A 19,621-nucleotide genomic window follows, 5' to 3' on the forward strand; every position below is an offset into this window, starting at 1 on the left:
GCCTCGGCCGGGGCGGCCTTCGGCTTGCGCTTCACGGGAGCCTTGCGAGCGGGCTTCTCAGCGGCTGCGGGAGCCGCCGGAGCTGCCGCGGGGGCCGCAGCGTCCGCCGGGGGCTTCGGGCGAGACGCGAAGGTCTCGAAGGCCTCACGCGGCGTCTGCACGGCCGACAGGGAGACGATGTCGCGTCCCAGCCAGAAGTTGTTCCACCAGCCACCGAACACGCGGAACTTGCGCTCGAAGCTCGGCATGGCCAGCCCGTGGTACCCACGGTGCGCGAACCAGGCCGGGAGGCCCTTGATCGCGAGGTTGCCGGACTGGAAAACGCCGACGCCGATGCCGAGACCGGCGACCGCACCCATGTTCTTGTGGAAGTAGTTCTTCGGCTCCTCGCCGCGGAGGACCGCGGTGATGTTCTTCGCGAGGAGCTTGCCCTGACGGACGGCGTGCTGAGCGTTCGGCACGCAGAAGCCACCGACGCCACCACCGCTGAGGTCGGGGACGGCGGAGACGTCGCCGGCCGCCCAAGCGCCCTCGACGATGTCGTCGTCGGTGCCGACGCGGAGGTCGGCGCGGGTCTTGATGCGTCCGCGCTCCTCGACGGGGAGGTCGCCACCACGGACGACGCCCGGGTTCGCCATGACACCGGCGGTCCAGACGATGAGGTCGGACTCGAACGACTCACCGGTCGAGAGCTCGATCTTGCCGTCGACCGCCGACTGCAGCTGGGTGTCGAGGTGCACGAGCGCGCCGCGCTCGGCCAGGTTCTTGAGGACCCAGTGGCTCGTCTCGATCTTGACCTCGGGCATGATGCGACCCATGGCCTCGATGAGGTGGAAGTGCGTGTCCTCGAAGGAGAGCTGCGGGTAGAACTTCAGCAGCGAGCTCGCGAACGAACGCAGCTCGGCGAAGACCTCGATACCGGCGAAGCCGCCACCGACGACCGTGAAGGTCAGCAGGCGGTCGCGCTCGGGCCCGGCCGGCAGGTTCGCGGCCTTGTCGAAGTTGGAGAGCACGCGGTCGCGGATCGCGACGGCCTCTTCAATGGTCTTGAGACCGATCGCGGTGTCGGCGACACCGGGGATCGGGAAGGTGCGGGAGACGGCTCCGGCGGTGACGACGATGATGTCGTAGTCGACCTCCCAGGGCTCACCGACCTCGGGCGTGATGGTCGCCTTCTTCTCGGCGTGGTTGATGCCCGTGACCTTGGCGGTGATCACGTTGGTGTGCTTCAGGTGGCGACGCGGCGAGACGACCGCGTGACGCGGCTCGATGGAACCGGCGGCGACCTCCGGCAGGAAGGGCTGGTAGGTCATGTAGGGCAGCGGGTCGACCATGGTGACTTCGGCCTCACCACGACGAAGCTGCTTCTCGAGCTTCCATGCGGTGTAGAACCCGGCGTAACCACCACCGACGATCAGAATTTTGGGCACGGCGAACGATCTCCTACGTCAAGACGATTGGTTCAGATGAGTGTCTGAGAATATCGGAACAGAGTACTACTTCTGCAGCACCCGCTTGAAATGCCTGGTAGCGCCTATGACACCGAGCGTGACCAGGCTACCAGTTCCGAGGAGGAGCGCCAGTGGCAGCGAGCCGTAGAGCAGGGTGCTCGGCGTCGGGAGGAACGGGTTCGCGCGCACCTCGACGGCCTCGTTCTCCGGGATCGCCGGGGGTACCGGCTCCGGTGTCGGCGACGGCTGCTCGGCACCCGGATCGGGATCGGGGACCTGCGGTGCCCGTCGGTAGAGCGTGATCCAGTCGGACAGCTGCTGCTCCGGCGAGGTCGCCGCCGGACCGACGGAACCGCTGACCGCCTTCGCGGCGTCGATGAGTCCTGCACCGTAGATGGGGCTCTGCGCGGAGTCGCCCACCTGCTTCGCCGTTGCCGTCACGCGCTTGATGGCGTCGGCGGCGCTGAGCTCCGGCCAGGCGGAGCGGACGAGGGCCACGAGTCCGGAGACGATCGGCGCCGCCCCGCTCGTCCCCTGCCACTGCACGTAGGACCCGGCGGGCGTCACCCCGACGAGTTGCTCGCTCGGCGCAGCGACGGCGATCGTGATGCCCTGGCTCGAGGCGTCGAAGCTCGCCGACCCCGCGCGGTCGACACCGGCGACGGTCAGCACACCCGGGATCGTCGCCGGAGCACCGACCTCGACCGTCCCGCTCCCCCGGTTACCCGCTGCGGCTACCACGACGACGTCGTGCGAGAAGGCGTAGAGGAAGGCGTCGTCCCAGCTCGTCGGCCAGTCGAGGCTGTTGCGCGTCAGCGACATGTTGATGACGTCGGCGCCGTTGTCCACCGCCCACCGGACGGCGGTCGCGATCTGATCGTCCCAGGGGACGACGGCCGACCCGTCGGAGCCGAACCCGACCGAGACGGAGAGCAGGCGCGCTTCTGGCGCCACACCGATGACCCCGGCACCGCCCGTGCGACCACGTCCGGCGATCATCGAGGCGACCAACGTCCCGTGCTCGCTCCCCTCGGAGCCCACCGGTGTCCGGCCGTCGGGACTCCCGAGCCCGGAGACGTCGACGCCACCCGCGACCGCACCGGTCAACTCCGCAGGACCGCTCGCGATGCCGGTGTCGATCACGGCGACGGTGACACCGGCGCCTTTCGTCGTCTCCCACGCCGTCGTGAAGCCGTAGTCGCCGAGCCAGTACTGCATGTCGCGCACCGTGTCCGCCGACGCCGGGAGCGCCTGCGTCCCCACGAGCAGGAACGCCAGGAGCACCACGGACAGCGCCGACAGCGCACCTCGGAGGCCGTGCGGACGACGACGGTCTCCGCGTCGCGGACCGTCACTCCCCCACAGGCGACCCCCGTCGCGTGCGGGGCCTATCCCTGCCCCGCCTGGCCGTCCGCGCATGCGCACACCTCGGGGCTCCAGCTCACGCGGTCGAGCGCGAGGTCGCCGATGGGGTTGACGCCCGGACCAGCCGCGAGGGCGTGGCCGACGAGCGCGTGGAGGCACTTGACCCGCACCGGCATACCTCCGGCGGAGATCCCGTCGATCTCGGCGACCTCGGCGATGGAGGTGCGGTCGGCGAGGTAGGCCGTGTGTGCGGTGGCGTAGTCGGCGCGGACCGCTTCGTCCTCGGCCAGGAGCTCGTTGTACTCGTTCATCACTTGGGTCGCCTCGAGCGAGGAGACCGCGGCCGTGGCGGCCGGGTGGGTCAGGTAGTAGAACGTGGGGAACGGCGTGCCGTCGGCCAGGCGAGGAGCGGTGGAAACGACCGTCGGGGCGCCGCAGACACAGCGCGCCGCGATGCCGACGACGTTTCGGGCCGGGCGTCCCAGTTGCGCCGACACGATCTCGACGTCGCGCTCGGAGACGGGGCCGAAGGGAGGGGTGCTCATGGTTCCATTATCGCCGGGTTCACCACTGTGTCCGGACGTCAGCCGCCGGCGGGAGGCGTCGTCTGCGTGGGAACGGGGGTGTCGGTCGCGACGGGGGCCGGCGAGTAGCCGGTGGCGACGAGCGAGGACAGCAGACCGTCGAGCCAGTCGGACTGCGAGTCGACGAGCGTGTCGCTCACGGGTGTCTCGGTGGTGGGCAACGAGGCCGGGTCGACGTCGTTGATGATGATGTAGCTGACCTCGCCGGGCAGGGCGTAGAACAGGCGGTCGCGTGCCTGCGTCATGACGTAGCTCTGGTCGTTCCAGCGCTCGCGTTCGGCCTGCTGCGCGTCCACCTTTTTCTGGGTGTCGGCGACACCGGCCTCCAGCGCGGCGATCTGCTGCCGCTGCTCGAGGAAGGTCTTGAGGTTCGGCGCCAGGACGACGACCCCGAGCACGAGTATCCCGAGGAGCAGGACGCTGAACCCGGACAGTCGCAGACTCCGCAACCAGCCGCCGGCGTCCGACTGGCGTGCCGAGGCGGTCCGTGTCGAGCCGGTCCGCGAGCGCGGTGCCGAGGAACCGGCCGACGCGGATCGCGGTGCCTTCGTCGTCGACCGCGGGGCTGTGCCTGCGGAGCGCGCGGGCTTCGCGGTGGCTCCAGTCGGGCGCTTGGACGACGAGGAGGCGCGCTTGGAGGAGGCATCCGCGGAGCTCGATCGGGGCTTCGACGTCGGTCGTTGCTTCGACGAGCCGGAGGACGAGGAGGACGCTGCTCCGCTGCCGGACGGCGTGGGCTTCGACTCGCCGCCGGCCGGCATCGATGGCTTCTTCACAGGCGCCTCCCGCACACGACGAAGGCTCTCAGGGGTGCCGATCGGCACCCCTGAGAGCCTTCAGGTGACGATGCTTAGGCGGTGAACCGGGGGAAGGCGCTGCGGCCGGCGTAGACGGCTGCCTGGCCCAGCTCCTCTTCGATCCTCAGCAACTGATTGTACTTCGCGACCCGCTCGCTGCGCGCAGGCGCACCGGTCTTGATCTGGCCCGCGTTCGTGGCGACCGCGAGGTCGGCGATCGTGGTGTCCTCGGTCTCGCCGGAGCGGTGCGACAGGATCGTCGTGTAGCCGGAGCGCTGCGCGAGGGAGACCGCGTCGAGCGTCTCGGTGAGCGTCCCGATCTGGTTGACCTTGACGAGCAGCGAGTTCGCCGCACCCTTGGCGATGCCGTCGGCGAGACGCTTCGGGTTCGTGACGAACAGGTCGTCGCCGACGATCTGGACCTTGGAGCCCAGCTCGGGGGTGAGGTGGGCGTAGCCTGCCCAGTCGTCCTCGGCCAGCGGGTCCTCGATGGTGATGAGCGGGTAGTTCGCGACGAGGTCGGCGTAGTACGCGGTCATCTCGGTGCTGTTGAGCGCCTTGCCCTCGAACTGGTACGCGCCCTCCTTGTAGAACTCGCTGGAGGCGACGTCGAGGCCGAGCGCGATGTCGGTGCCGACCGTGAAACCGGCCTTCTCGATGGCCTCGACGATGAAGTCGAGGGCCGCACGGTTGTGCTCGAAGTCGGGGGCGAAGCCACCCTCGTCGCCGAGGCCGGTCGCGAAGCCCTTCGACTTCAGCAGGCCCTTGAGCGTGTGGTACGTCTCGGTGCCCCAGCGGAGCGCCTCACGGAAGCTCGGAGCGCCGATCGGGAGGATCATGAACTCCTGGATGTCGACGCCGGTGTCGGCGTGCGAGCCACCGTTGATGATGTTCATCATCGGGACCGGGAGGACGTGGGCGTTGGCGCCGCCGACGTAGCGGTAGAGCGACAGGTCTGCGGAGTCCGCAGCGGCACGGGCGACCGCGAGGCTCGCACCGAGGATCGCGTTCGCGCCCAGGCGGCTCTTGTTCTCGGTGCCGTCGAGCTCGATCATGGTGTGGTCGACGAGGCGCTGGTCGTCCGCCTCGATGCCCTCGAGTGCCGGGCCGATCTCGTCGAGGACGGCGTCGACCGCCTTCTCGACACCCTTGCCGAGGTAACGCGCGGCATCGCCGTCACGCAGCTCGTACGCTTCGAACGCACCGGTCGATGCGCCGGACGGGACTGCTGCACGGCTGACCGTGCCGTCTTCCAGGAGCACCTCGACCTCGACGGTCGGGTTGCCTCGGGAGTCGAGAATTTCGCGAGCGCCTACTGCCTCGATGAGTGCCACTGATGTTCTCCTTGTGGGGATTGGGACGTGGGACGGGTACGACGGCCGCCCGCGCTCAGTCTAGTGACATCGGCTGAACGGGCGCAGAGCCGCGGATCGTCGCCCGAGGCGCGCGGTCAGCGGTCGAGCCGGAAGCTCGACACGATGCCGTGGTGGTCGCTGCCCTCGGCGTCGCCGACGGCGTTGTGGGTCGCGGTCATGCCGCGGACGAAGACGTGGTCGAGTCGCATGAGCGGTGTCCCGGCCGGCCAGGTGAGTCCGAAGCCGCCCTCACTCTGATTGGGCTCCGACACCTCGCTCTGGAGTGCGGCGAGCGCCCGGTCGGAGGCGGAGGCGTTGAAGTCGCCCATGACGACGATCCGATCGCGGGTGTTCGCCGCGACGGTGTCGGCCAACTCCGCGAGCATCACGTCCCGTTCGGCGTGCGCACCCGGACGCGCGGAGTCGGCGTGGATCACGTAGACGCTCACGGCTCCGGACGGGGTGTCGACGACGGCGTTGATCGCCCGGTACCAGTCGAGGCCGAGCTTCAGCCCGACCGAGTCGGCGATCGGATAGCGGCTCCAGAGACCCACCGTCCCCGTGAGCACGGAGTACGGGTACTGCTCGTCGAGCGTCGCGGCGAGCGGTTCGCGGTCGTGGTCCTCGATCTCCTGGAGCGCGATGAGATCCGCCCCACTGGCCTGGAGGGAGGCCGCGATGACCGCGGGATCGCCCTCCGGCCCGAGGTTCTGGCTGGCGACCGTGAGGGAGGCCTCGGCCGGGACCGCCGAACGTGCGTCACCCATGGGGACGACGCCGGGGCCGAACAGGAAGGCCCAGACGAGCGTCGGCGCGAGGAGACCGATGACGGCACCCGGCGTGCGGGCGACGAGGAGGACGAGGAAGAGCACCGGCAGCACGACCCATGTCCACGGCAGGGCGTTGTCCCAGACGAGTCCGAGGCCGAGGATGTCGGGGACGAGGGCGTGGGCGGCCGTCAGCAGGGCGAGCGGGACACCGACGGCCAGCGCGAGCGTGGTCGCCCGGCGCCGTACGAGGCTCACCCGGCGGCGCGTGGGACCGGTCGACTCCGGCGCGCGCCGAGGGCGCGCTGCAGGGGCCATGACGCTCATCGGGGGAACCAGTTCTTCGATCGGGGGCAGAGCGGACGGATCGATCGAGGGAGGCGATCCGGCCGAATGCTCCATCCTGCACCGACGAGCTGGGCAGCGGCTCGGAAGCGCGCCGAGGAGCGCGAAGCGGGTGCGGGAATCGTCAGTCGAGCGCTTTGAACTCGAGCGACTCGAGGGTCGAGTCGGCCGAGACGAACGCGAAGGCTCCGAAGCCGGCTGCCGACACGCGGTCGAGGAGGGCCTTGAGGTTCTTCACGCGGGCTTCGAGGCGCACCCGACGCCCCTGGGCGACGAGCTTGGCCTTCAACGCCACGAGCGTCACGGGAGGCACGTCGCGGTCGTGCACGAGCACGACGGCATCCGCGGCCGCGCCCGCGGGGAGCTCGATGAGGTCGACGATGCGCTCGAAGCCGATCGAGAACCCGACCGCCGGCACGTCCTGGCCGAGGAAACGCCCGATCATGCCGTCGTAGCGACCGCCGCCGCCGAGCGAGTACCCGAGGTCGGGGTGCGCGATCTCGAAGATGGCGCCCGTGTAGTACCCCATGCCCCGCACCAGGAAGGGATCGAACACGAGCGGGTTCGCGAAGGGGTCGGCCGGCTGACCCTGGAGGGACGTGGCCGCGGCGACGGCCTTCCCGAGTGCGTCGAGCTCCGCGACGACGGCGTCGTCGGCACCGAGCGGCAGCGCCTTGCGGATCGCCCGCTCGCCGAAGGTGTTGAACTCCATCGTCTGTGGACGGGAGAAGAAGGCCTCGAGCGCGTCGACGGCGGTGGCGTCGACGCCACGGTCGCGCAGTTCGGCGACCACGCCCTGCTGACCGATCTTGTCGAGCTTGTCGATCGTGATGAGCACCTGCGCGTGCTCGTCGGCAGGGAAGCCCAGCGACTCGAGCATGCCGATGAGGAGTCGGCGGTCGTTGATCCGCACGCTGCAGCCGGTGATGCCGAGCTCGGCGAGGGCCGCGAGGGTCGCGATGATGAGCTCGGTCTCGGCGAGGTTCGACGACTCTCCGATGATGTCGATGTCGCACTGCACGAACTGGCGGTACCGGCCCTGCTGCGGACGTTCGCCGCGCCAGACCGGAGCGATCTGGATCGAACGGAACACCGGCGGGAGCTCAGCCCGGTGCGACGCGTAGAACCGGGCGAGCGGCACGGTGAGGTCGAAGCGCAGGCCGAGGTCGGTGAGTTCGGTCTGGTTGTCCGCCGCGGCCACGATGGCCTCCGGGGTGAGCTTGCGCCGGAGGATGTTGAACGCCATCTTCTCGTTGTCGCCGCCGAGCCCGGAGTGCAGCCGGTCGTACTCCTCGACCACCGGCGTCTCGATCTCGTCGAAACCGTGCGCGGTGAAGACCCGACGGATGGTGCCCAGCGCGTGCTCCCGACGGGCCTTGTCGGCGGGGAGGAAATCGCGCATGCCGCGCGGCGGGTTCACTGGAGCTGCCATGCCTCAATTCTGGCATGGCGGGGAACCGGCACCGTGAGCAGGCGCCCGGCGACCCCTCGCTCAGCCGTCGGTCGGAGACGCCACCGGACGCTCGGCGTCCTGCACTCGCACGCTCAACCGACGGACGGCACCCCGGAGCGCCCGTTCCGCGTCGAGCCCGTTCGCCCGTGCTGCAGCGACCACGGCGAGGAGCTGCTCCCCCAGGGCGTCCTCGTCGTCCACGACATCAGCGTCGACCGTCGGGCCCACCCCGAGCGGCACGGCCCTGCCCAGCACCTTGTCGGCGAGGGCGAGCGACGGCATCCCCTGCGGGATCCCCTCGAGCGCGCTGCTGCGCTTCGCCTTCTCCTCGGCCTTCGCAGCGTTCCAGACGCGCACCACGTCCTCCGGGGTCGGCGCTGCTTCGTCGCCGAACACGTGTGGGTGACGGTGGACCATCTTGCGGGTGACGGCCTCGGCGACGTCGTCGAAGTCGAACGGCGCATCGGCGTCACGGGACGCGATCTCCGCATGGAAGACGACCTGCCACAGCACGTCGCCGAGTTCCTCGACGAGTTCGTCGCGCGTCCCGGCCTCGACCGCTTCGACGAGCTCGTAGCTCTCCTCGATGAGGTACGGCACGAGCATCTCGTGGTCGATGCCCTGCGTCCAGACGCAACGGTCGCGGATCTGCCGCATGGCGTCGACGAGGCGCTCAGCGGAGGTGTCGCCGACGGGCTCGCTGCTCACCGACGGGCTCCCCACGGGCGGCGGTCGTCGGTGCTGCCGGTCTTCGAGATCAGTCGCGCGATCCGGTCGCGCGCTTCGGTGAACGGCGGGTAGACGAGCGACAGCGTGTCCGGGGACAGCGGCTTGGAGAACACCGCCTTCGCGTGACTGAACGTGTCGAAGGAATGGCGACCGTGATACGCGCCCATTCCGCTGGCCCCGACACCGCCGAACGGCAGACCCGGCACGAGGAGGTGCGCGGCCGGCACGCCGAACGCCAACGCGCCCGAGGAGGTGTCGCGCGTGAACCGCTTCCGCGTCGCGCGGTCGTCGCTGAAGACGTAGAGCGCGAGCGGCTTCTCCCCCGCCCGGATGTGCGCGATGGCCTGTTCGAGGCCGGACACGTGGAGGATCGGCAGGATCGGACCGAAGATCTCCTCCTGCATGATCGACGCCGAAGCGTCGACGCCGTTCACGACCGTCGGGGCGATGTACCGCTCCGAGGCGTCGGCCCCTCCGCCCAGGGCCGGTTCGAGACCGTCGAGCAGACCGCTGACCCGGGCGAAGTGCTTGTCGGAGATGATGCGGCCGTAGTCGGCACTGTCGGCGGGGTTAGGGCCGTAGAGCGCCGCGATCGCGTCGCGCAGGTACGGGACGAGCCGATCGGCGACCGAGCGCGTCGCGAGCAGGTAGTCGGGGGCGACACAGGTCTGGCCGGCGTTCATGAGCTTGCCCCAGACGATCCGGCGGGCCGCGTCCGCGAGGTCAACGGTGTCGTCGACGTACACCGGCGACTTCCCGCCGAGTTCCAGGGTGATCGGGGTCAGATGTTCCGCCGCGGCCCGGGCGACGACCTTGCCCACGGCGGCTCCACCCGTGTAGAAGATGTGGTCGAACCGCTCGGCGAGGAGGGCGGTGGCGACCTCCGCATCGCCCTCGACCACCGCGACGGCACGGTCGTCGAGGTACTCCGGGAGGAGGCGCGCGAGTGCGGCGCTCGTGGCGGGGGCGAGCTCGCTCGGCTTCAGCAGGACGGCGTCACCCGCGGCGAGCGCCCCGATGACGGGACCGATGCAGAGCTGGACCGGATAGTTCCACGGGCCGATGACGAGGACGACGCCGACCGGTTCCACCACGACCGAAGCGGACGCTGGAGCGAGGGTGAGTGGCACCGCGACGCGTCGGGGCCGCACCCAGCGCTTCAGGTGCTTCAGCGTGTGATCGATCTCGCCGACGAGGAGGCCGATCTCGGTGATCTGCGCCTCGGTGCCGCTCTTGCCCAGGTCGGTCGCCAGCGCCCGCTCGAGCTCGCCGCCGCGTTCGAGGAGCAGTTGCTTCAACGCACGGAGTTGGCGGAGCCGCCAGGCGACGGGCTTCGTGGTGCCGCGGTCGAAGGTCTGTCGGAGCCGGGCCACGGCGTCGGCCACGACCACCTTCGGCTCCTGCTTCGTCCGGATGCTGGTCGCCATGGGTTCCTCCGACTCGACGGGATCGTGGGCACCAGCATACGTCCGTCCGCAGGCCGACGGCCGGGCCCGGCGACCGGCTACCCGACGCCTGGAGCCGTGACGAAGCGGTCGACGTCCGCCGCGATCTCGCGGGACTTCGTGTGGTGCAGGTAGTGGTCGGCGTCGAGCGGCACGACCTCTCCTCGGTCGACGCTCGCAGCCTGCTCCTCATGGAGCGGCAGCCACCCCTCCACCGTCGGGTTGTCCCGCTGGGCGAAGAGCAGCACCGGGAGGTCTGCCGGGAAGGTCTTCCCCTTCGCCGCTCGGAAGTTCGCCGCGATGCGCGACATCTCGTCCGAGGACGTCGCACTCGAGGTGTTGCGCAGCGAGATCATCCCGAGCTGCTCACGCGTGTGCTGGTCGTACGGCGGATCCGGGTACGGGTCGCCCGACAGCGCCGTGACGAGCCGGGTGATGCCGAGTGCCTTCGCCGCACGCAGGGCGTCGACCGGCAGCGCGGCATCCATGCCCGGCTGATCGGGCACGCTGCTGTCGATGCCGACGAACGCCGTCACCTCGCCGCGGAACCGCTCGACGTAGTCCAGCGCATAGATTCCCGCGATGGAGTGCCCCATCAACACGTACCGGTCGATGCCGAGCCCGGCGACCGCCTCGTGGATCTCGGAGACGATGTTCTCGGTCGTTCGCGGCACGTCGGTCTGGTCGCTCAGCCCGTATCCGAAGGGCTCGACCACGACCACCCGGTACGACGACGAGAGCTCCCCGACGAGCGGCGAGAAGTCGAGCACGGGCGAACCGGTGCCGAAGCCGGGCAGGAGGACGATCGTCTGATCACCCTCCCCCGTGATCGACACGTTCATGCGTTTGCCGTCGACCTCGACCCGCTGCCCGTACTCCTCGATGCGCGTGGCCTCAGAGGCCGATGCGGCGGTGTTGACGATGGTGGTCGTGAGGAGCCCGGCGAGCACGAGCGCGACGAGCGCTGCGATCCCGGTGAGGACGATGCGGAGGAACTTCTTCATCCCTCCACGCTAGGGATGGACGACGACCGTCGGATCGGCCGCGGGTACCGACGCCGTCGTCCCGCGGGCCCATCTGCGGCTGCCCGCTAGGACGACGTCGAGCCCTCCGGCAGCGGGTAGATCGCGTTCAGGAACTGCTGCACCCAGGCGATGAGGTCGGTGTCGGCCAGCGGTTCGTCGCCGACGCGCGGCAACGGCACGATGACGGTGTTCGTCTGGGCCAGGTACTTCGCGCCGGGATACATGCGTCGCAGCCGCGTCTGGATGGAGTCGGGGAGGTCGGCGGGCGTGACCCGCAGGTTCGGTCCGACGGCGATGAGGTCGCTGAGTCCCGAGCGCTGCGCACGCTGACGGAGCCGCGACACGGCGATGAGCGTGCTCACCTGCGCCGGCGGCTCGCCGTATCGGTCGGTGAGTTCGTCGATCACGAGGTCGATCTGGCCGTCCTTGGCCGCAGGTCCGGACGCGGCCGACAGCTTCTGGTAGGCCTCCAGCCGCAGCCGCTCGCTGTCGACGTACTCCTCGGGGATGTGTGCGTCGACGGGCAGTTCGAGCCGGAGCTCGGTCTGCCCTTCGGCGACGTCGCCACGGAAGGTGGACACGGCCTCGCCGATCATGCGCAGATAGAGGTCGAAGCCGACGCCCGCGATGTGGCCGGCCTGCTCGCCGCCGAGCATGTTGCCCGCGCCGCGGATCTCGAGGTCCTTCAGGGCGACCTGCATGCCGCTGCCGAGCTCGTTGTTCGCCGCGATGGTCGAGAGCCGGTCGTGGGCGGTCTCGGAGAGCGGCTTGTGCTCGTCGTACAGGAAGTACGCGTAGGCGCGCTCGCGACCGCGGCCGACGCGACCCCGCAGCTGGTGCAGCTGGCTCAGGCCGTACTTGTCGGCGCGGTCGATGATGATCGTGTTCGCGTTCGAGATGTCGAGGCCGGTCTCGATGATCGTCGTGCAGACGAGGACGTCGAAACGGCGCTCCCAGAAGTCGACCACGACCTGTTCGAGCGCGGCCTCGCCGAGCTGCCCGTGGGCGATGGCGATGCGCGCCTCGGGGACGAGCTCCGCGAGGTCCGCCGCGACGCGGCTGATGGACGAGACCCGGTTGTGCACGAAGAAGATCTGGCCCTCGCGCAGGAGCTCGCGCCGGATCGCCGCACCGACCTGCTTGCCGTTGTACGGACCGACGAAGGACAGGATCGGGTGGCGGTCCTCCGGTGGCGTCGCAAGCGTGGACATCTCCCGGATGCCGGTGACCGCCATCTCGAGCGTGCGCGGGATCGGGGTCGCGCTCATGGCCAGGATGTCGACGTTCGTCTTCAGCTTCTTGAGGGCGTCCTTGTGCTCGACACCGAACCGCTGCTCCTCGTCGATGATGACGAGGCCGAGGTCCTTGAAGTGCACCTTGTCGGTCAGCAGACGGTGCGTCCCGATGATGACGTCGACCGTGCCGTCGGCGAGTCCGGCGAGCGCCTCCCGCGCCTCCTTGTCGGACTGGAAACGGCTGAGCGGCCGCAGGTGCACGGGGAACCCGGCGAACCGCTCCTGGAAGGTCTCGAAGTGCTGCTTGACGAGCAAGGTGGTCGGCACGAGCATCGCGACCTGCTTGCCGTCCTGGACGGCCTTGAACGCGGCACGGACGGCGACCTCGGTCTTCCCGAACCCCACGTCGCCGGAGAGGAGGCGGTCCATCGGGATCTCCCGCTCCATGTCGGCCTTGACCTCGTCGATGGTCTGCAGCTGGTCGGGGGTCTCCGCGAACGGGAACGCCTCCTCGAGCTCGCGCTGCCACGGGGTGTCTGGACCGAAGGCGTGCCCCTTCGACGCCATGCGCGCCGAATAGAGCTTGACCAGCTCGACGGCGATGTCGCGGACGGCCTTGCGCGCCTTGCTCTTCGCCTGCGACCAGTCGCTGCCGCCCATCTTGCTGAGCTGGGGAGCCTCGCCGCCCACGTAGCGGGTGAGGAGGTCGAGCTGGTCCGTGGGGACGAGCAGCTTGTCGCCCGGGTAGCCGCGCTTGGAGGGTGCGTACTCGAGCACGAGGTACTCGCGGGTGCTCTTCACCGGGTTGCGTCCACCGCTCGAGACCTCGCGCTGGGTCATCTCGACGAACTTGCCGATGCCGTGGGTCTGGTGCACGACGAAGTCGCCGGACCGGAGCTGCATCGGGTCGACGACGTTCTTGCGTCGGGTGGCGAGCTTCTTGACCAGGCGCGAGTCGTACCCGGCGGTGCGTCCGTAGAACTCGGTCTCGCCGAGCAGCATGAGCTTCGACGTCTCCAGCTCGAAGCCACCCTCGACGTCGGCCTGCAGCAGGTAGGCGACCCCGGGCTCCGGGTCGGCCGGCAGCTCGTCGACCATACGGGCCGCGATCTCGTGCTCGGCGAGGACGTCCGCCGCACGCTCGACGAGACCGACCCCGCGGGCGGCGACGATGACCGTCCACCCCTCGCGGATGCGGTCGGCGACGTGTTCGATGGCGCCCTCGACGTTGCCGTGGAAGCTCGGCACGGTGTCGCCGTCGACCGTGACGGTGAGGAGCTCGTCGAGTTCGAGGTGCTCCGGGAGCGTCTCGACGTCGGGGCCGGCGCGGAAGCCGCTGAACGTCCACCACGGGTGGTCGGGCGCCGGCTGGCCAGGAGCGCTGAAGGTGACGGACTCCTTCAGGGCGCCCAGCGAGATGAAGTCGCCGGAGGCGAGGTCGATCGGCGCGTTCGCACCGACGGTCGCGGCGCTCCATGCGGCGGCGAGGAACTCGCGGTTCGTCTCGGCGAGGCTGATCGACCTCGTGACGACGCGCTCCGGCGAGACGACGGCGATGGCCGCTCCATCCGGCAGGTAATGAGTGATCGGGACGAGGCGGTCGACGAGGGCCGGGGAGAGCGACTCCATGCCCTCCACCGCGATGCCCTCCGCGATCTTCTCGAGGATCCCGGTGAGGCTCGGGAACTCGTGCTGCATCTCCGCGGCGCGCTGCCGGACGGCCGGGCTGAGGAGCAGCTCACGGGACGGCGGCAGGCGGATCGCGTCGACCGGCTCGGGCAGCGAACGCTGGTCGGCGACCGAGAACTCCCGGATGCCGTCGACCTCGTCGCCGAAGAACTCGACCCGGTACGGGTGGTCGGCGACCGGCGGGAAGACGTCGAGGATGCCCCCGCGCAACGCGAACTCACCACGCCGCGACACCATGTCGACCCGGGTGTACGCGAGTTCGACGAGTCGCAGCGCGATCGCGGCGAGGTCGTGTCCGCGACCGCCGTGGACGAGTTCGATGGGAGCGGTCTCGGTGAGGTTGTCGGCCACGGGCTGCAGCGCGGCGCGCACCGACGCGACGAGGAGGAACGGCCGCTCCCCCGTCCAGGCGCCGAGCCGCCGCAGCGCCTCCAGGCGTCGGCCGACGATCTCGGCGCTTGGGCTGAGGCGCTCGTGCGGCAGGGTCTCCCAGGCCGGGAACTCGACGATCTCGGCCTCTGGCATGAGGTCGCTGAGCGCGGAGCGGAGCCGCTCGGAGTCGCGGCCGGTCGCGGTGACGACGAGGGCCGCCTGGGCGGCACCCTGCCGACCGCGCTCGTCCATGAGCGCCGCGAGGAGCGGTGCACGCAGCCCGTCGATCACGGAGAAGTCCGCGCTCTTGCCCGCGTACGCGAGGGCATCGTCGATCGTTGCGGCGCGCCGAAGCGCGTGAGTCAAACCCTGAAGCGTCACCGGGACAGCCTACGCCGAGCCACCGACACCCATAACCCCATCGCCCACCGGCCACCGCTGTCAATCGGCTGCGGACGACGCGTCACGCGGCATCCTCTCGCGCCGGACGCGTCATGATTGACCCATGACGAGCACGGAGCCCCGGTCAGACCGACACCCCGAACGGACCGGCGGCTTCCCGCTCCCCCCGATCCGCCAACCGATCCGCCGGATCGGAGCGCGGACGTTCGACTTCTCGAAGCAGGTCGCGGTCATGGCGATCATCAACCGCACCCCGGACTCCTTCTTCGACCAGGGCGCGACGTTCTCGCTCGACCGAGCCGTCGACGCCGCCGTGACCGCCGCAGAACAGGGCGCCGACTGGGTCGACATCGGCGGAGCCAAGTTCGCCCCTGGGCCGGAGATCCCCACCGCCGAGGAGATCGACCGCGTGCTCCCCGTCGTCGAGGCGCTCGCCGCACGGAGCGACGTCGTCATCTCCGTCGACACCTTCCGCCCCGAGGTGGCGGCGGCCTGCATCGCGGCGGGCGCCTCCGTCATCAACGACACCACGGGGATCCACGACCCGGCTCTCGCGGACGTCGTCGCCGCGAGCGAGGCCACGCTCGTCATCACGCACAGCCTGGCCAGGCCGAGGCAGCCGCATCCCCGCCCCCACTACGACGACGTCGCCGGTGAGGTCGCCGCCTTCCTGACGGCCCGCGTCGACCTCGCACTCTCCCACGGCGTCCCCGAGTCACGGCTCATCGTGGACCCCGGGCACGACCTCAACAAGAACACCGTGCAGACGCTCGAACTCACCCGACGGTTCGACGAGATCGCCGCGCTCGGGCTGCCGACGCTCGCCGCGGTGTCGAACAAGGACTTCATCGGCGAGTCCCTCGACCGCCCGAAGTCGGAACGTCTCGAGGGGTCCCTGGTGTCCGCTGCGGCGTGCATCCTCCTCGGCGCCCGCATCGTGCGGATGCACGCCGTGCCCGAGTCGATCGCGGCCGTGCGGATGACCGAGGCGATCCTCGGCTTCCGCGCACCGGTGGCGCCCGTCCACAACGTCTGATCCGGAACCCCCGAGGAGTCACATGAGCACCCCCAGCATCACGAGCCTGGTCCCCGCGCAGGAGGAGCCGCTGTCGGTCGACGAACTCGTGGCGGCCTACACCGTCGAGGACCGCTCCGCCACGACCGTCCGCGTGAACTTCGTGACGAGCCTGGACGGTGGGGCGACCGTCGACGGCGTCTCCGGCGGCCTCGGCGGCCCGGCCGACAAGACCGTGTTCGACATCCTGCGCCAGCTCTCCGACGTCGTGCTCGTCGGTGCCGGAACCGTGCGCGACGAGGGCTACGGTGCCATGCGGCTCGACGTCGACGCCGCGGCGTGGCGCGACGACCACGACCTCCCCCTGCACCCGGTGTTCGCGATCGTGTCGGGCTCGCTCGACCTCGATCTCCGCTCGGAGGTCTTCACCCAGGCGCCGGTCCGGCCGCTCGTCGTGACGACCGACCGCGCCGACCCCGCGAAGCGCGCGGCGCTCGAGGCGGTCGCCGACGTGGTGGCGTGCGGCGACGAACACGTCGAACCGGCGCGTGTCGTCCAGGCGCTGTCCGACCGCGGCCTGCGGCAGATCCTGTGCGAGGGTGGTCCGGCACTCTTCGGCTCGTTCATCGCCGCTGACGCCGTCGACGAACTCTGTCTGACGATCAGTCCGACCCTCGTCGGCGGGGAAAGCGTCCGGGTCGCCACAGGTCCCGCGTCCGAGGTGCCGCGAGCGATGCGGTTGCAGCACCTCCTGCGCGCGGACGACCTCCTGATCTCGCGGTACATGCGAGCCTGAGCCGTCGGCTTCCGCGCCGTCGACACCCACCCCTCGATCGTCTGATATCCCAGTAGACCAGTACTGCTACGCTGGCGGCCTCCCCCCATCCGATGATCTCTTGGGATGCTGCATGCGCGTTTCGACCAGCCCACTCCGTCCGATCCTGACCGCGACCCTCGTGCTGGCGGTCGGCTGGACGCTCTCGATGATCCAGCCGTCAGCGGCCGGAGCGTCGGTTTCCGAGCCGACGACCGACGCAGCGGGTGCTCCACGCGGGGAGGTCTTCCACGAGGACTTCGAACGCGCACCCGACACCGGTACGCCCATGTCGGTCCGCGACTACCTGGGCCGTTCGGACCTGCGGTTCGACGCCGACGACTTCTGGACGGACCGAGCGGCGTGCAACGGCTTCATCCTGTCCGCCTCCATGACGGGCGCCGAGCCCGGCGACTGTCTGGACGTTCCGAGCGCCCTGGCGCACGTCCGAGCCCTCGCCGGAGTGCTGGGTATCCTCAACGGCACCGATCCGAGGTCCAATTCCGTCGTTGCGGCCTACACCCAGACGAACGGTCCCGACGGCGCGGTCGAGCTCGAGACGACCACGCCGGTCCCACTCGCGACCGGTTCCGGCCGCTTCCTGACCGCCTCCGTGAACGTCGCGTCCCTGAACTGCTTCGCAACGGTCCCGACCGCCCTGCAGCTCGCGCTGCGGACCCCCGACGGCGTCGAACACCCGGTGTCCGAGCAGGCGATCGACCCGTGCACGGACGATCGTGCCGAATCGTTCAGCCACGGCGGCGTCCCCGCTCGTGCGGGGCACTTCACCGCCGATGCCTCGATGCTGGTGGATGCGACCTCGATCGGTGTCGTCATGCGCAACGAGCAGGGCGGCGGATTCGGGAACGATCACGCCTTCGACGATCTGAGCATCATCGACGTGACCCCGACCCTCGATGTCGAGCTGTCGGAGGACACCGCTGTCGTCGGTGAAACGGTCCGCCTCCGCTTCCTCGTGCGCAACACCCCGGAACTCGCAGCGAAGGCCGGCTGGTCCGTGCAGACGGCCTTGCCCGGTGGACTCGCGGTCGCCGCCGATCCGCGCGTCAGCGCGAGTTGCACGGCGGAGGTGACCGCTCCGGCGTCCGGGGCCGACATCGCGTTCACCGGCGACCTCGCGACAGGCGAGGAGTCCTGCACGATCGAGGTCGACGCCACACCGGTCGCTCGTGGCGCGCTGACCGTCGCCCTGGCGGGTGACGCCGTCCGCGGGCTCGACATCGGCTCGCAGCCGGCCCTGACGGCCATCGACCGGGTCGTGATCGAGAGCCCGGTGTCCGATGCCCTCGTGGAGTCCTCACGACCGACCTTCGCTGGAACGGGCGAGCCGGGCGCCGACATCACGGTGCGCGACGGCGAGGGCCACACGTTGTGTGAGACCACCGTCGACGCGTCCGGCCGCTGGAGTTGCACGAGCACCGTGACCGTCGAGTCCGGCGAAGCGGTCGTCCGCGTGGAACAGACCGCCTCGGAACTGAGCAGCACGGACGAGACCACCTACCGCGTGCTCGTCCCTGAGCTGGCCGTGGAGGGCACCGTCCGCCTCGAGATCCAGGGTGCCGACGGATCATGGATTCCAGTCGAGGGCGAGACCGTCACGACCGACCCGGGTGACCGGCTGCGCGTCATCGCGACGGTCTCCAACACCGGCGCGAACGCGCTGGGCGACATCACGCTCGCGGAGACGCCGGACACCCGCCTCACCTGCACCAGCCAGCTCATCGAGCCTGGCACCTCGACGGTCTGCGCCAGTACCGAACCGCTCGTCCTGACGCCGGCCGCGCTCGACGACGGCTCGTTCGCCCACGCGTTCGAGGCGGTCCTGACCGGGTACTCGCGCGCGTCGGACCACTCCGCCACCGGGTCGGTGACGGCCGCCGACACCGGTCGTCTGCCGCTCCCGGACGCACCCCGCGTCTCGACGGGGGCGCTCCACACCTCGCTCGGCATCGTGTGGAGGGTCGCGCCACTCGAACCGCAGGCGCCGTTGGTCCGGACGGGAGCAGAGGTCCCGCTCTCCACCGCACTGCTCATCAGCGGACTGCTCCTGGTGGGCGCGGTGCTCGTCGGCGCCGGCACGCGCCAGGGCCGACGGGTCCGCGCACCACTCGGCTGAGCGGGTGTCAGGCGCCGTGGAACCGGGTCTGTGCAGCCAACAGGCCCTCGTTCACGAGGAGTTCGACCGCATCGGCCGCGTCGGAGACCAGCATAGGAAGCTGCTCCCGCTCGGTTCCCGCGAAGTCCTTGAGGACGAAGTCGGCGGCGTCCTGACGGCCCGGCGGCCTTCCGATGCCGACCCGGACGCGCAGGAACTCAGGGGTCTTCAGCGCTGAGGCGATGTCTCGGATGCCGTTGTGCCCGCCGTGCCCACCACCCTGCTTGAGCTTGATCGAGTCGAAGGGGATGTCGAGCTCGTCGTGGACGGCGATGACGTGGTCGGGGTCGACGGAGAAGAACTGGGCGAGCGCGGCGGTCGGGCCGCCTGAGAGGTTCATGTAGCTGTTCGGCTTGCCGAGGACGAGCTTCGGGCCACCCGGCACGAGCCGCCCCTCGGCCACGCGCGCGTTGCCCTTGTGGGTCTTGAAGGTTCCGCCGATCCGCTTCGCGAGCTCGTCGAGGACCATCTGCCCGACGTTGTGCCGGTTGCGGGCGTACTGCTCGCCCGGGTTCCCGAGTCCGACGATGAGCCACGTGTCTGCAGCCATGCTGCCTTCCTGATCGAACGCCTCGGCGCGACCGGTGAGACCGGCCAGAAAC

At 70.0% G+C, this 19,621-nt stretch carries 16 protein-coding genes; 4 read left to right on the forward strand and 12 right to left on the reverse strand.

Features of this window, described 5'->3' with window-relative positions; translation table 11 throughout:
* The 4 genes from IFT89_RS08260 to IFT89_RS20025 all read right to left on the reverse strand — a co-directional run.
* Positions 1–1,430, reverse strand: a 1,430-nt coding sequence (locus IFT89_RS08260; protein ID WP_202938717.1) for an NAD(P)/FAD-dependent oxidoreductase, incomplete at its 3' end; no start/stop codon positions are given.
* 66 nt (positions 1,431–1,496) lie between these two features.
* Complete coding sequence (locus IFT89_RS08265; protein ID WP_307783479.1) at positions 1,497–2,738, reverse strand: S8 family serine peptidase; 1,242 nt, start codon at positions 2,736–2,738, stop codon at positions 1,497–1,499.
* Between the two features lie 101 nt (positions 2,739–2,839).
* Positions 2,840–3,361, reverse strand: coding sequence for a DUF501 domain-containing protein (locus tag IFT89_RS08270; RefSeq protein ID WP_202938718.1), 522 nt, complete (start codon positions 3,359–3,361; stop codon positions 2,840–2,842).
* 38 nt (positions 3,362–3,399) lie between these two features.
* Positions 3,400–3,849 (reverse strand): septum formation initiator family protein, encoded by a 450-nt coding sequence (locus IFT89_RS20025; RefSeq protein WP_161578538.1) that lies wholly within the window; start codon positions 3,847–3,849, stop codon positions 3,400–3,402.
* Positions 3,850–4,012: 163 nt separating this feature from the next.
* On the opposite strand from IFT89_RS20025, the gene IFT89_RS20030 reads away from it, so the two are divergent.
* Positions 4,013–4,261: a hypothetical protein gene (locus tag IFT89_RS20030; RefSeq protein ID WP_161578539.1), complete on the forward strand. Its 249-nt coding sequence runs from the start codon at positions 4,013–4,015 to the stop codon at positions 4,259–4,261.
* On the opposite strand, the gene eno is transcribed toward IFT89_RS20030, so the two are convergent.
* The 7 genes from eno to mfd all read right to left on the reverse strand — a co-directional run bounded on the left by eno (position 4,251) and on the right by mfd (position 14,993).
* A complete protein-coding gene (eno, locus tag IFT89_RS08280; protein WP_085510462.1) occupies positions 4,251–5,531 on the reverse strand; it encodes a phosphopyruvate hydratase in 1,281 nt (426 codons plus the stop codon). The two genes, IFT89_RS20030 and eno, sit on opposite strands and share 11 nt — an antisense overlap.
* Positions 5,532–5,647: 116 nt before the next feature.
* Positions 5,648–6,577 carry an endonuclease/exonuclease/phosphatase family protein gene (locus tag IFT89_RS08285; RefSeq protein ID WP_137242003.1) on the reverse strand — a complete coding sequence of 310 codons (930 nt, stop codon included), beginning with the start codon at positions 6,575–6,577 and terminating at the stop codon, positions 5,648–5,650.
* 211 nt (positions 6,578–6,788) lie between these two features.
* The gene (gene hisS / locus IFT89_RS08290) at positions 6,789–8,096 is read right to left on the reverse strand and encodes a histidine--tRNA ligase (RefSeq protein WP_191940748.1); all 1,308 of its coding nucleotides are present in this window, start codon (positions 8,094–8,096) and stop codon (positions 6,789–6,791) included.
* Between the two features lie 60 nt (positions 8,097–8,156).
* The gene (locus IFT89_RS08295) at positions 8,157–8,825 is read right to left on the reverse strand and encodes a MazG family protein (protein WP_229938703.1); all 669 of its coding nucleotides are present in this window, start codon (positions 8,823–8,825) and stop codon (positions 8,157–8,159) included.
* Positions 8,822–10,273, reverse strand: coding sequence for an aldehyde dehydrogenase family protein (locus tag IFT89_RS08300; RefSeq protein WP_202938720.1), 1,452 nt, complete (start codon positions 10,271–10,273; stop codon positions 8,822–8,824). Before IFT89_RS08300 ends, IFT89_RS08295 begins: the two co-directional genes overlap by 4 nt.
* Before the next feature lie 77 nt (positions 10,274–10,350).
* Entirely contained in the window at positions 10,351–11,295 is a 945-nt protein-coding gene (locus IFT89_RS08305; RefSeq protein ID WP_194644323.1) for an alpha/beta fold hydrolase, read from the reverse strand.
* A gap of 86 nt (positions 11,296–11,381) precedes the next feature.
* Positions 11,382–14,993 carry a transcription-repair coupling factor gene (mfd, locus tag IFT89_RS08310; RefSeq protein ID WP_202938721.1) on the reverse strand — a complete coding sequence of 1,204 codons (3,612 nt, stop codon included), beginning with the start codon at positions 14,991–14,993 and terminating at the stop codon, positions 11,382–11,384.
* Between the two features lie 124 nt (positions 14,994–15,117).
* Here mfd and folP point away from each other — a divergent pair, with 124 nt between their 5' ends.
* The 3 genes from folP (at position 15,118) to IFT89_RS08325 (ending at position 18,980) form a co-directional block, all read left to right on the forward strand.
* Positions 15,118–16,050, forward strand: a complete 933-nt coding sequence (folP, locus tag IFT89_RS08315) for a dihydropteroate synthase (RefSeq protein WP_159878161.1) — start codon at positions 15,118–15,120, stop codon at positions 16,048–16,050.
* Between the two features lie 22 nt (positions 16,051–16,072).
* Complete coding sequence (locus IFT89_RS08320; protein WP_202938722.1) at positions 16,073–16,825, forward strand: pyrimidine reductase family protein; 753 nt, start codon at positions 16,073–16,075, stop codon at positions 16,823–16,825.
* A gap of 112 nt (positions 16,826–16,937) precedes the next feature.
* A complete protein-coding gene (locus tag IFT89_RS08325) occupies positions 16,938–18,980 on the forward strand; it encodes a DUF7933 domain-containing protein (protein ID WP_202938723.1) in 2,043 nt (680 codons plus the stop codon).
* Between the two features lie 7 nt (positions 18,981–18,987).
* Here the strand turns inward: IFT89_RS08325 and pth are convergent, their stop codons facing one another.
* Positions 18,988–19,569, reverse strand: coding sequence for an aminoacyl-tRNA hydrolase (gene pth / locus IFT89_RS08330; protein ID WP_086473844.1), 582 nt, complete (start codon positions 19,567–19,569; stop codon positions 18,988–18,990).
* Positions 19,570–19,621: the final 52 nt, after the last annotated feature.

Source organism: Plantibacter sp. CFBP 13570 (assembly GCF_014841395.1).
In the GTDB taxonomy this organism is placed as follows: Bacteria; Actinomycetota; Actinomycetes; order Actinomycetales; family Microbacteriaceae; genus Plantibacter; species Plantibacter auratus.

Bases quoted from the DNA above. Each gene is read 5' to 3' on its own strand.
- hisS (WP_191940748.1), bottom strand. From the start codon at position 8,096: ATGGCAGCTCCAGTGAACCCGCCGCGCGGCATGCGCGATTTCCTCCCC.
- pth (WP_086473844.1), bottom strand. From the start codon at position 19,569: ATGGCTGCAGACACGTGGCTCATCGTCGGACTCGGGAACCCGGGCGAG.
- IFT89_RS08270 (WP_202938718.1), bottom strand. From the start codon at position 3,361: ATGAGCACCCCTCCCTTCGGCCCCGTCTCCGAGCGCGACGTCGAGATC.
- IFT89_RS08325 (WP_202938723.1), top strand. From the start codon at position 16,938: ATGCGCGTTTCGACCAGCCCACTCCGTCCGATCCTGACCGCGACCCTC.
- IFT89_RS08320 (WP_202938722.1), top strand. From the start codon at position 16,073: ATGAGCACCCCCAGCATCACGAGCCTGGTCCCCGCGCAGGAGGAGCCG.
- IFT89_RS08305 (WP_194644323.1), bottom strand. From the start codon at position 11,295: ATGAAGAAGTTCCTCCGCATCGTCCTCACCGGGATCGCAGCGCTCGTC.
- IFT89_RS08300 (WP_202938720.1), bottom strand. From the start codon at position 10,273: ATGGCGACCAGCATCCGGACGAAGCAGGAGCCGAAGGTGGTCGTGGCC.
- folP (WP_159878161.1), top strand. From the start codon at position 15,118: ATGACGAGCACGGAGCCCCGGTCAGACCGACACCCCGAACGGACCGGC.